Origin of the sequence: Methyloprofundus sp., assembly GCF_965251085.1 — a bacterium.
Taxonomy (GTDB): domain Bacteria; phylum Pseudomonadota; class Gammaproteobacteria; order Methylococcales; family Methylomonadaceae; genus Methyloprofundus.
In genome coordinates this window covers 2338262-2351243 of record NZ_OZ252594.1, presented here as the reverse complement: position 1 = coordinate 2351243, position 12982 = coordinate 2338262, and the positions used below count along the sequence as shown (strand labels likewise).

Annotated in this window: 10 protein-coding genes; 7 read left to right on the top strand and 3 right to left on the bottom strand. The window is 42.1% G+C overall.

Annotated features, from left to right (window positions below):
* Window positions 1–36: 36 nt before the first annotated feature.
* The 3 genes from tnpA (ACQY3F_RS10845) to tnpC are packed head-to-tail and all read left to right on the top strand — an operon-like array spanning window position 37 to window position 2397.
* On the top strand, window positions 37–354 hold the full coding sequence (gene tnpA / locus ACQY3F_RS10845; protein WP_428352923.1) for an IS66 family insertion sequence element accessory protein TnpA: 318 nt from the start codon (window positions 37–39) through the stop codon (window positions 352–354).
* Complete coding sequence (gene tnpB, locus ACQY3F_RS10840) at window positions 351–716, top strand: IS66 family insertion sequence element accessory protein TnpB (protein ID WP_428353150.1); 366 nt, start codon at window positions 351–353, stop codon at window positions 714–716. Before tnpA (ACQY3F_RS10845) ends, tnpB begins: the two co-directional genes overlap by 4 nt.
* 46 nt (window positions 717–762) lie before the next feature.
* Entirely contained in the window at window positions 763–2397 is a 1635-nt protein-coding gene (gene tnpC / locus ACQY3F_RS10835) for an IS66 family transposase (protein WP_428354787.1), read from the top strand.
* A gap of 161 nt (window positions 2398–2558) precedes the next feature.
* On the opposite strand, the gene ACQY3F_RS10830 is transcribed toward tnpC, so the two are convergent.
* Window positions 2559–2711, bottom strand: a complete 153-nt coding sequence (locus tag ACQY3F_RS10830; RefSeq protein WP_428354857.1) for a hypothetical protein — start codon at window positions 2709–2711, stop codon at window positions 2559–2561.
* Between the two features lie 545 nt (window positions 2712–3256).
* Here ACQY3F_RS10830 and tnpA (ACQY3F_RS10825) point away from each other — a divergent pair.
* From tnpA (ACQY3F_RS10825) to ACQY3F_RS10815, 3 genes are all read left to right on the top strand, one after another.
* Entirely contained in the window at window positions 3257–3658 is a 402-nt protein-coding gene (gene tnpA / locus ACQY3F_RS10825; RefSeq protein WP_428353936.1) for an IS200/IS605 family transposase, read from the top strand.
* A gap of 269 nt (window positions 3659–3927) precedes the next feature.
* Window positions 3928–4299 (top strand): thiol-disulfide oxidoreductase DCC family protein, encoded by a 372-nt coding sequence (locus ACQY3F_RS10820; RefSeq protein WP_428354856.1) that lies wholly within the window; start codon window positions 3928–3930, stop codon window positions 4297–4299.
* A 133-nt stretch (window positions 4300–4432) separates the two neighbouring features.
* Entirely contained in the window at window positions 4433–4876 is a 444-nt protein-coding gene (locus ACQY3F_RS10815; RefSeq protein WP_428354855.1) for a ferritin-like domain-containing protein, read from the top strand.
* A gap of 102 nt (window positions 4877–4978) precedes the next feature.
* Here ACQY3F_RS10815 and ACQY3F_RS10810 read toward each other — a convergent pair whose 3' ends face one another.
* Entirely contained in the window at window positions 4979–8500 is a 3522-nt protein-coding gene (locus ACQY3F_RS10810) for an FAD-dependent oxidoreductase (RefSeq protein ID WP_428354854.1), read from the bottom strand.
* A gap of 259 nt (window positions 8501–8759) precedes the next feature.
* On the bottom strand, window positions 8760–8990 hold the full coding sequence (locus ACQY3F_RS10805; protein ID WP_428354853.1) for a DUF2789 domain-containing protein: 231 nt from the start codon (window positions 8988–8990) through the stop codon (window positions 8760–8762).
* 581 nt (window positions 8991–9571) lie between these two features.
* Between ACQY3F_RS10805 and ACQY3F_RS10800 the strand changes: the two genes are divergently transcribed.
* Complete coding sequence (locus ACQY3F_RS10800) at window positions 9572–11056, top strand: peptidoglycan-binding protein (RefSeq protein ID WP_428354851.1); 1485 nt, start codon at window positions 9572–9574, stop codon at window positions 11054–11056.
* The last annotated feature ends 1926 nt before the right edge of the window (window positions 11057–12982 follow it).

Here is a 12982-nt window from a genome sequence, read left to right as displayed (position 1 = left end):
ACTATCCCCATTGTTAAATACCACGGGGAATTTTAAATGGCAGCGTTAGAAAAAATACAGGCAAAGACTTTCTGGCCTATTCACATAGAGCACTGGCAGGCATCAGGCCAATCACAGGTAGCTTATTGTCGACAGCATGATTTATGTCCGCAAAAGTTAGGCTACTGGAAACGTAAATCGACTGTAAAGCCGACTACTTCCCCTACAGGGTTTACACGTATTCGGGTTGACGGGGATCGTTCATCTGCGCCAGTCCCAGGATTATCTTTGCAATTTAATGATGGTATTCGGTTGGAAGGTATTACGCAGGATACTATGCCGTGTATTCAACCACTGCTTGAGCTGTTGCGATGACGGTTGTTATGCGTCCCTCTCTGTCTTTGACAGAAGTGTATCTGTATCGGCAGCCCATTGATTTTCGTAAGTCACATCGGGGCTTATCGGCGATTGTTGAATGTGAGTTAGGGCATAATCCTTTTGAGGGGGCTCTCTATGCCTTTACGAATAAACGGCGGAATAAGATTAAATGCCTGTTTTGGGAAGATAATGGTTTTGTCCTTTATTACAAGTCATTGGTAGAAGAAACATTTAAGTGGCCTAAGGGTGAGGAAGAGACATTAACCTTAACAGGCCAGCCGTTAAACTGGCTGCTGGATGGCTTTGATATTAGCGCGATGAAAGGTCATAAAAAACTTCAATATGAGTCTGTTTTTTAGCTGTTTTTGTGTTCATTATTGCCACTATAAATGCTATAATAAAGCCATGATTTTAGCCGATATTTCAAATATAAAACAACAAGATAAAGCCGGTTCTTTGCTGTCGGAGAGTGTTGCTTTTTTGCTTGAAAAAAAACAGGCTATTGATGAACTGACGCGTGTGATTGAAGTTAAGTCTGGGGTGATTTCCGAACAGAAAAAACGCATCCTTATTCTGGAAGAGGTACTACGCTTATCTAAAATAAAACGCTTTGGATCATCCAGTGAACAATCTCATCAATCCTCTTTGTTTGATGAAGCAGAGAATGAAGCGGATAGCGATGAGGAGCTAGACCTGGAGGCTGATGAAGCACCTGAGGACGAAAAACAAACAAGTTCTACTGGCACCAAGAAAAAGCCGGGACGCAAACCCTTCTCAGATAAGTTACCTCGCGAGCAAATTTTTATTTATTTAACCGATGAAGAAAAAGAAGGTGCTATTGATACTTTCTTTACTAAAGTGAAAGAAGAGCTGGATATTATTCCTGCTAAAGTACGTGTTCTTGAATACATGCAGGAAAAAGCGGTCTTTATCAAACAGATTGAAGGCGAAAAACAACGCCAGGTTAAAGCCGCACAAATGCCCAGACACCCTATTGCCAGAGCAATGGGAAGCATCAGTTTAATGTGCTTTGTTATTATCGCCAAGTATGCTGACGGCTTACCTTTATATCGGCAAGAAGGCATCTTGTCTCGTTATGGGGGTGACATCTCCAGAGCGACATTAGCAAACTGGATGATCGCACTGGCTAAACAACTTCAGCCCCTGATTAACCTGATGCGAGAGCATCAACACACAGGGGCAGTCATACTCGCTGATGAAACGCGGGTTCAGGTATTAAAAGAACCGGGGCGGCCAGCGACCTCAGATAAATATATGTGGGTGACGCTTGGCGGGCCACCGGGTGAAAAAAGCATCCTGTTTGAATACGATCCCTCTCGTAGTGGAGACGTCCCCATGCGCCTGCTTGACGGCTTTAGTGGCTATCTGCAAACCGATGGCTATGCGGGGTACAATGCCGTGTGCCAAAAAAACAGCATCACCCAGCTGGGGTGCTGGGATCATGCGCGTCGTTATTTTAAAGATGCCCAGAATGCACAGCCTAAACGCAAAAAGGGACAAAATAACAAACCCTCAAAAGCAGGTAAAGCGCTGAGCCTGATCAATAAACTGTATGTCATTGAGCGAGAAATTAAAGACCTGTCAGTGGATGAAAAATATCAGCAGCGCCAGGAGAAGAGCATTCCTGTATTGAACCAGCTCAAAGCCTATCTGGAAGAAAACCAGCATAAAGTACCTAAAGATAGCCTGACAGGAAAGGCAATGACTTACCTGAGTAACCAGTGGGAAAAACTCAATGTGTATTGCACCCATGGTGAACTCAATATTAGCAACATCCTGGCAGAAAATGCGATTCGCCCGTTTGTGATAGGGCGCAAAGCCTGGTTATTTTCTGATACCCCTGCGGGTGCTCGTGCCAGTGCAATACATTACAGCCTGATAGAAACAGCTAAAGCAAATGGGCTGGAGCCTTATGCATATCTTAAGCAGGTTCTCACTGCTTTACCTTATGCTGATACGGTTGATAAAGTGGAGGCTTTGTTGCCCTGGAATATTAAAAAATCAGATACGCCTGAATAGGGCAAGTACGTGCTTCGTTGAGCGCTTACCCAAATGTAAAGCGCAGACTTAGGCTTACAACAGCTCGCGCATCTTCCATATTTATAGTGCCTGTGGCAACTTGAGTATTAATATCTTCTATATCAATATGGTCAACTGTGGCATTATTGAGTTTGATTTGGTCAAATTTTTATAGCCTGGGCGCTACCGGATGCAGAAATAAATTTGGGCAAACTTATACGGCGCATAACTGCGGCCGCCAGAATAGATGTAAGACTACTAACTGAAATTGAGTCTGGTGTATTTGACTCGAGCGAGTCATCTAACTCAGCCATTATGCCTCCTAAACTAGTAAAGATTATTAAATTAGAATGAATAATCTATCCATCAGATATGCAACTGAACTCAGTTTCCTTTTAACAGTAAAATATATATATGTCAATATAATAGTTTTTATGAATACTATGGTTTACTTTCTATCCCTTTATTTAACATGCTTAGGGTGTTTTAAAAACAGCAATAAACTCTAACTGACAGGTCCGGTTGACTGGTTAGTTTTTTAATTTAATACAAACAATTAACCCAACAACACGCTGATTACATGAAAATGTCGGATTACGTTATCTGCGCTTTGCTTGATAAGCTAACCCAACCTACGATTATAAGATGTTGTTTACTAAGCTGTTATCGCTTAAGTAAGTAGTATTAGAATCAGGCTCGATCGATATAAGTAATAATGTATCTAATTGATTTTTAATATAATATATTACAACTTAGATAACCGCGCCCTGTGGGCGGGGGTAAAAAAAGCTTTGCGTAAAGGTCTGCTCAAGAGTATCAAGTAGTTAAGTTGTTCCCGCAATTTAACTAGGAGAAACAAATGAGCAGATTTCAAAAATTATCACATGTCGTCTGGTTTTGCCAGTACCCTATTGTTTTTGTGCCAAAGTACCGTTATCAAATTTTAAAAGGAGATCTTGGGAAGTATGTTTACCAGAGCATTTATGCTCATACTGAGAGAGCAGGGTGTGAAGTTATCGAATTAAATGTACAACCTGACCATGTCCATTTGCTTGTGAAAGTTTCCCCAAAGATTTCAATATCAGATTTGGTTGGGAGAGTAAAAGGAAAGACTGCAATTCAGGCTTTCCAGAAATTTCCCAATTTGCGTACAAAGAAATACTGGGGAAATCATTTTTGGTCGGCTGGTTACTGTGTTGATACCGTAGGTATGGATGCAGAAATGATAAGAAAGTATGTAAAGTTCCAGGATAATAAATAACCACTGAAATATTGGGAACAACTTGATCTTATTTCAGCAAGGCCCCAGAGGGGTTTTGCTGAGGACGGCCTTTTAGGTCGAACTCAAACCACGTTTTATAAGCGTGGTCGTTAATTTTGGCCCTATTGGTTCTCGATTTCAGCGTTGAATGGTTTTCTGCGGTCCTCATGTATTTCATATACACTACGGTTCTCGAAAAACATCCGCCTTGAACTCGAACAAAAATCCTAATTATTAGAGGCACCCTTCACTGAGATCAGGAAAATATTATGGCTGAGAATCACGGTAAAATTTGTGTCTATTATGATGGTGCTTGTCCTAAATGCATTCGAGATCGCCAGACTTATGAAAAATTAGCGGGCAAGTTAGGCAAAAGTGTTAGCTGGATGGATATCACAGGTCAAGAACAGGCATTACATGACATAGGCATAGACCCTTTAAAAGCATTAACTGAATTACATGTTAAAGATGAGCATGGGGAGTTTTTTTCTGAATTAAACGCCTATATTTTGCTTATGAGTAGGGTTCCTTTACTACGTCCCTTAGCCTGGCTGATTGGCTTACCAGGACTGCGACCGATGCTCGCCAAAATTTATCATTGGCAAGTTAATCGGCGGCTTCGTCGCAGTAAGCGATTATAGCTTTGCTGGACATAGGCTGATCAGAAGAGGGTTTTATCTAATATCAGTTACATAAATCTAAAAATCTGCGGTATTCAAATCAGGGAAAAAGAGTTATAGTCAAGTTTCCATCATTCTGATTTAGGAGGCAATCATGTCTAACAGCGGAATTGATAATAACGCAGTCATCAAAGTACTAAACAATATTCTGGAAACAGAACTAGCCGGTGTCGTTCGTTACACTCACTATTCATTAATGATTTTTGGCTACAATCGTATCCCTATTATTTCCTGGATGCGCAGTCAGGCAAGCGAATCTCTGGATCACGCGACCCAGGCCGGTGAGCTAATTACTCACTTAGGTGGCCACCCTTCTTTAGGTATCGGGCCGCTATTAGAAACACATCAGCACGATATCGGCGATATTATGAAAGAATCGCTAGAGCATGAAGCATTAGCTTTAGCTGAATACCATATTTTATTAGATCTGGTTAACGGCCAGGATGTCATGCTTGAAGAATATGCACGGCGCATGATATCGCTGGAAGAAATGCACCTTGGTGAAGTACGTAAAATGCTAAGAAAACCAGGCGACTAAGCTAAGCGAAGTTAGCTTTTTAGCGGCATAGCAATAATAGACTTTCCCATTGTGAAGGGTTTAAAGATAAGCCGATAATATACTGGCTCAGAGCTGGAAAAATTATTCGATATCTTCCATCAAGTGTTGTAACCACAATGAAGACAATTTTTCCTGTACCGAATTTTGCCGCAGACGGGCATGAAGATTGTCAAAGTCTACCCGGTCTAGCTCTTGATCCTGGTTGTAACAGGAATAGACAAAGTATTCTGCGCCCGAATCAGGATCAATATGCTTACATAGGCATTGCGCACATACCCCTTTCATCATGCATTGCATCGGTGAGTTAATGGAGCCTATGGCGGTATGATGTTTTTTTAAATAAGGCTGCAGTACGCCATGTCGCGCTAGTTTAACGGCCGCCATCATGCGGTCCGATCCAATGACGATTAAGTGATCAACATCATCAAGGTGAATAGGTGTTGCACCCAGTTCTCCACGAGCATAGGCGAGCATGGCTTCGACTATATTGCCGACAAAGCTTTTATCCTGAGGTCGCGTGATAGGAATCGCTTCGTTTCCCGGGCGTTTATCGACAGCCCAGATAATAATGTCAGAAGCTGCTTCTATATCTTCTACCTTGAATACATCTGCATGCTGACGATAACCGGCAAAATAGATGACCTGGTTGCCGGCTGCGCGCATTGCTTTACCGATGGAAAACAGCACCGCATTTCCCAGTCCGCCGCCCAGCAATAGAACTGTCTGGCCTGAGGGAATATCAGTCGGTGCGCCAGTAACCCCCATCACGACGATGGGATCGCCAGCTTTCCAGCTTGCGCAGAGTCGTGTGGAACTGCCCATTTCCAGCGTAATCAGAGAAATCAAGCCGTTTTCCTTATCCACCCAGGCGCCAGTGAGCGCGACACCTTCGGAAGCCAGCACTGTACCTTTTTTAACCGCAGCCAGTGATTCATAATTCTGTACCCGATAAAATTGTCCGGGACAAAACTTTCTGGCCGCCAAAGGAGCCCGAACGATCACTTCTATAATAGTCGGAGTCAAGCGGTTGATTGCAACAATACGAGCATTGAGGGCATCGTCCAGTTGTTGCTGCATAAGGTGCAGTTTTTTATCACGCTGTGACTGCTCAGTCGGATTTAAAGTCAAGATATCCTGCTCAAACAGTTTGACTACATAGGGATAACCATCTTTGGCACTGGCCATTGCTTTAACAACATTGCCAGCATATACCGGGTGATTGTCGCCATAAAAAGAGATGAATTTTCCATCACGATGATAGGAGGTTAAAGGTGCCGGTGTACCGATTTTTGGTATCCGGGTATCGTCTTTAGCAACTAACTTGAGTTCTTTTTGCACCCAGTCTGGTTCATAGCGTTGATAGAATTTACCATCCATCTCAAAACTGTCTGGGTGTTCCGATTCGTAGATTGTATTCGGTGAAGTTCCGGCAGCAATAAACAGGCTACGCAGATTGACTTGCAGCTCGGTCTGTTTTTGCCACTTGCCATCTTGTTGTTGCAGTTTATCAAACTTCACTGCCTGCAGATGCTGGTATTGATCAGCAATGGCCTCAACAGGACTCATACCTTCCGCCAACACAATACCTTCGGTTAATGCCTGGTAAATTTCCTCGTGATTTTGCCGGTAGGCGGGGGCATCTTTAATACCTTTGCGATAAAATAGGGTCACTCCACCCCATTCCTGCATAAACGGTAGAAAATCGGGTGTCTCTTCGGCAGCAGTGGCTCGTTTCCGTTCTTCTTGAATGATACGCCCGTGCATCAGAAACTCATCCAGAATGAGCAGTTCTTCCTCATCGTAAGCTAGTCTAAGATTCTCTTCTCCATGGACAGCCAGCAGTTTTTCATAGCGATGTAAAATTTTACTAACCTGAACTGGATAGTAGGCCAGTAGTTCTGTTGCTGTATCAATCGCTGTCAATCCACCACCGATGACACCGGCTGGTAAACGAACCTGAAGATTAGCCAGAGAAGATTCCTTGGCTGCTCCAGAGAGCTGCAAGCCCATTAAAAAATCGGAAGCTTTACGGATACCGCGGATTAAATTGTTTTTTATCTCGATCACTGTCGGTTTTCCGGCACCACTAGCGATAGCGATATGGTCAAAGCCAAAATCCCAGGCATCATTGATGGTGAGTGTCCCTCCAAAGCGAATGCCGCCGTAACACCGGAAAGCCTGATGACGCAGCAGATTAAGATAAATGACTTTGAGAAAGTTTTTATCCCAGCGTACCGTAATACCGTATTCAGCTACACCGCCGAATCCAAGCATGACCCGCTTATCCAGGTCATCGTAAAGTGTATTGAAGTCCCTTATCGGTAATGGCACTGTTTCGCTGTCGCCAGTCAGAGCTTTAGGGAGTGGCTCAATTTTTAAGCCGTCGATACCCGTCACTGAAAAGCCTTCATTTAACAAATAATGAGCCAGTGTATAGCCTGCCGGCCCCATGCCGGCTACCAGTACGTTTTTACCATTGTAAGGCAGCGCGTATGGACGTTTGATATTTAGCGGGTTCCAGCGCGACAACAGACTATATATCTCAAATCCCCAGGGCATAAACAGGACATCGGTTAATACATTGGTTTCGATTTGAGGTATATCGACCGGCTCGGTTTTCTGATAGATGCAACCTTTCATGCAATCATTACAAATACGGTGACCAGTGCCGGTGCACATGGGGTTATCAATCATCACGATAGCCAGGGCGCCGATATTGTCACCCTGCCGTTTGAGCACATGCATTTCCGAAATTTTTTCCTCCAGTGGGCAACCAGTAATGGTGACACCCAGCGGATTAGTTTTGAAGCTACCGTCCTTTTTGTTTTTCATGCCCTTGGAGCAGGAGTCTGTATCGCGGTCGTGACAGTATATACAGTGATCTACTTCATACAGTATCTGGCGCAGATTAAAGCGTTTATCGGTTAATGCAAAACCATCCCGGCGACGCAGGTGGCTTTTGTGTGCGGACCAAACTGGGTAATGATTCTCTACACGGATTTCATGTTCAACCAGATCCTTAAAATCTGTTTTGGCGGGAGTTTTAAAGCTAAGCCAATGGGCTACCAGCGCTTGCATTTCAGGGATTTTCAGAGCAGTAAAACTCCAGCGCCGGACTATGTCTAACAGTGACTCTAAAAATTCGGCAGGGTCCTGTATTTCCAGTTGCTGTGCTAAAAGAGACGTAGAGCGTGGGTTTTCGCCTAGTTGATTTTTAATTAACAATGCTTTTGAGTGCAGTTCGTCTGCGTTGTCATGACGATCGGATTTATCGTTTGATGCGCGCCACAATTCGCTGCCCAATTCACTGATGGCCATTTCCGGATCATTAAGCCATAAATCTGATCGTCCGGTACCTGCCAGTAATGCCTCCAGTTGCTGCTGCAATGTCTGGATATTCCAGCTGCTAATGTCTTCCTGGGTAAAATGTTTTGTCAGTTTGCTAACTATTTCATTGCGATAGACAAAGACATGATCAAATTCATGCTGAACTCTATTGATCTGCTGAATTCTGCTATCATCATTATTAAATAATTTTGCTATAAAGGCGCCTACCAATGGTGCCATTCTGACCAGTAGTTCAGAAATGTGCATCGCGCTCATGCCCTTACCCTGACCGCGTCGATACTCGGTGAATTCGGTGTACAGGGCTGAGTCCTGAGTTTTTACTGAATGCTCAAATTGGGTGAGAAGTTCAGCTAATTTTTCTGGTTTATGTAGGTCAGCATATTCATATCCAGCTATGCCTAGTATCAGAGGTGTGGAACTTTAAGATTGATATTTCATGACTGGCTCCTATTGCATCACTCACTTGTTACGGTATGACGGTATCTCGAATACCTACCGTGCGTCAAGTATCAGATCAACGTAGCATCGCATCCAGTTGATCAACTATATCAGCCCAGTCTGCATCTTCCTCTTTTGCCTGTTTTAAAAAACTGGCTTGTGACCTATTCCAGATATTTACATTGCACAAGTCCACATGTCCCGGCAACGGTTTATTCCTGTTGATGAAATCCTCAATCGCCTCGATTGAGCTGTCTAGCCCCAACTGATCAAATAGAGAGGCTAGCGTATGCGTAGGTGTTTCCATTATTTCTCCTTATCAAGCTATGATTTTTAAGTGAGAAAGACAGTTATTAAATGTATAAAATCTATGATCTATTGCTTAATAACTTCTACTCGCTTTCTCCCCGAATAACAAGAAAATATTTCCTGACTAAGTATTCAGACCGGGTAACAGAATACACCCATAAATAATGGTCATAACCAGTATAGTATTTGACTTATAAGAGACAACTCTGAGAGAATGCTTATGATAGCTACTAGGGCGTAAGTCAGTTAATATTAATTCATAAACATATGAATTGTAGTTTCTGCTTTTACGTTTATATTATGAATTACTTAACTAATCTAGGGAAATAAATAATTTTGATATATTAGGAGCTGTTCTCGTTTCGTAAAAATGAACATAAATTCAAAGGGCCTGAGACAAAAAGTAACTTAATTTTAAGATAAATTATTTAAGTGGATTACGGCTTGATATAACGCATTTTATGGCTTTTTATGAAACGACAACAGCTCTTCTAGTCAGCCCATCAAATAATTGCTTTAGAATTACTTACTACTAGAATCTAATAATTATAAATATTTAACTCTATGGGGAACTATAAGATGAAAAAAAATAAACTTATACCACTATTAGTCGCGTTAGGATTATCGGGTTGTGCTTCCACTCCTGATAATAATGTGGCTACAATCCAAAGTGAACTTGATCAGGTTCAGCAAGAAAATAGCAGACTGACGCAACTGAATCAAGAACTAGAGTCTTCAAATACAGTAATAAGAAACTCTAATGCGACAAGTGCAGGTGATGATTTACTCCCACCTAATGCAAAGCCTGGCGAATGTTATGCGCGTATTTTAATTCCTGAAACGTATGAAATGACCTCTTCCAGGATGTTAAAGTCTGCTGCAACTGAGCGAGTAGAAATTATTCCAGCTACTTATAAAATGGTAGATAAAAGTGTTCTAGTCAGCGAAGCAAGTAAAACTACACATGCCGTACCCGCACAGTACGAAATGGTAGATGAACGAGTTATGACTCGTGAAGAAAGCGAAAAGAAACGTGTTATTCCTGCACGCTTTGAATTTGACAAAGAGCCGATTGAAGTTTGTGATACCAAAATTATTGATAAAGTAATTCCAGCAAGATACACAATGGTTGAAGAAAAGGTCAAAATTTCAGAAGAAGGCCAGACACTTAAAGTGGTTCCAGCCAAGTATACTTATAAAGAAGAGCGTATCCTTGTATCTGAGGCTAGCAGTAAACTGGTAACACACCCAGCAACTTTCAAAACGGAAACAGAAAGAGTTTTGGTTAAGGCTGCACATACTATCTGGAAGAAGGGACGTGGACCGATTGAGCAGATCAACAATTCAACTGGTGAAATTATGTGTTTAGTAGAAATACCTGCTGAATACAAAACTGTCACTCGTAGTGTCGTTGATACTCCAGCCCGTACTGAGACCGTTAATATCCCAGCAAAATATAAAACAGTTAAAAAACGCATATTAGCTCAGGAAGCTCAGGAACTAAAAACTGTCATCCCTGCAAAGTATAAAACCGTTAAAGTTCGTAAAATGGTCGAAGCACCTCGCACTGTACAGGAAGAAGTTGCTGGAAAATGCCATATGGTAAAAATTCGCAAAATGGTTGAACCTGCTAAAACTATTACGGATATAATCCCAGCTGAATATGAAACTGTTAAAGTACGCAAAATGGTTACTGCACCATCAACAATCACCAAAGATGTTCCTGCTAAATATAAATCAATTCAGGTTCGTGCAGTAGATACACCAGCATCAGAAAAACGTATTCCAATTGAAGCAATATACCAGACTGTTAGCAAACGTAATAAAGTAAGCGATAGCTCTTTGGAGTGGCGTACTATTCTTTGTGAAACTAATGTTACCCCAGAATTAGTTCGTAACCTTCAATCAGAATTGAAAAGCCAAGGTTATTACAAAGGAAGCATTGATGGCATTTTGGGAAGTGGTACGGCAAGCGCAGTAACTCGCTACCAACGTGCTAACAATATGCCTTCTGGTCAGGTTACTATGGAGTCATTGAAAAAATTAGGCGTATATGGAAACTAATTTTGACAGTAATGGAACGCTACCCTTTATAATATTCAACAGATATTAAATAAAGGTAAAAAGAAAGGGGTCTCATGACCCCTTTTTTGTTTCTCTTTTTTTATTTTTTTATCGTGTAGAATCACGGTGCGCACATGATTAGGCTGAAGACATTCACTATTGTATCCAGCGTTTCCAGTTTCGTGGCTATTTGAACAACAACCCTACATCACGTTTCCGTGAAGCCCTCCTCTCATCCCTGGCGGTCGGATTTCCCGAGTTCGGTTGGCGACCTATCATTGTTTTGCCACTGTAACGCCTTCCTATTATTAATGGAAACTTAAGTGCACGCACCATAGGCCCCTCATTAATGTGGTTTTTTCCAGGTGCTAATCTGGCCTGAAGAAATTTTATGTGCGGAAATAAGCTCTGTTGCTGTTTTATCGCATTTATAAGCTTCTAAGGCAACCTTGCCGCCTTAAACCTTGCGCTGTGCGTTTTTCGTTTTGTACCCATAATAATATCCCCTATAACTAACCTATATTTTGAGCTTTGTGCTCCTTAAGTATTGGTCTAAATATTGGGGGCCACTATAGAGCTTCTCTCCATGTGATCCCTTTCCGTGAAACTGAAAAAGCAAACCGTCGTGGAAATAAAACCAGTTATTGTGAGGATGCTGTGATTGTTTGGTGCTGTAACAAAAATATCACGGGTATTAATGTCTTTTTTGTTTATGATTAATCATGGGCTACTGACTAGGTAGGCCAAAAATCTTGCCCACCGTGGCGATTAATCACAAAGCCCCTAATACCGCTACCTGTAACGCATTAAAGTTTTGAATTACAACAATAAAGACTAAATTCTTGTCATGTTTTCTAAAATCATAGTCACTTTAAAAACAATGGCTTGAGCAGATGTATTTTAATTTTGTGGTTCAATTTGTAATAAACAAAGTCCGTAAGCTATTGTTTATTACAGTCGCCGCCATTTTTAATCATGTATAAAATCCGTAACCAATTGATTTATTAGAACTTAAAATGACAGGTAGCGGTATTGCTGGCTGACCCCATGATTATACTGGGTTTTATCCATAAACTTGAAGCCATAATCACAAGCTGCTGCATATCTATTCCTTATTGCTAGAAAATGAAGTAAAGATTAAATGCTTTTACACGCGATATTGTTAGATAATGTAACTAAGTGCCCAAGCATAATTAATCCAACATTTTACTGGTTTTTTTTCTCATTTTCAGGGTTGCATAAATAGTTGCGTAGCCTGCTATGGGAGCGGCCGACAAGGCTGTAAATCTTGGAGGGTGAAAGTCCTTTCACCGTCAGTTGCCCGATAACGGACGGTTAGTATATCCCCTGTTCAGCGAGGTAACAGACTGAAATATGCGGGGAAGTAAAAGCCCTGACTGCCTGGAGTTGAGAAATTCTGCGGTAGGAGCAATTTGGGGGGCGAGCAAATCTGCGGGCAGGAACATTAGAGAATGACTGCAGCCTCGAAAACTACGCCACACAGAAGTTGCAGTGTGGGTTATTGCCAAGCGCCGACCAGTTCATAGCGCTGGGAAGGCCGTTGTCTTGTGGGAAGAAACGGGTAAATGCACCATGAGAGCAGCCGGGGTAGGGGTCCTTGCACGCAGAGAAAGGTTTGTAGAGATAACGTCGGGAAGATCCTACTTCCAGCAGGGGTTGACAGCAACCTGCAAAGACCTTATGTTCAAGGTTAATTCCGTAGGCATAAGGAGGATTTAGGATTGTCGCATGAGTTCGTATGAGCGATGAAGGCAGGGTAACTCCTGCTGACGGGGTGCTGGATGCCTCGGTGTGAAAGGTAACGCCTTGAACATGCAAAGGGACTCTGGGCGCTTGATAAGTACTTACGCAAAATTAATTTAACGAAAAAAGGTGTCATAATAAACAATTATTTTGCTGACTCTA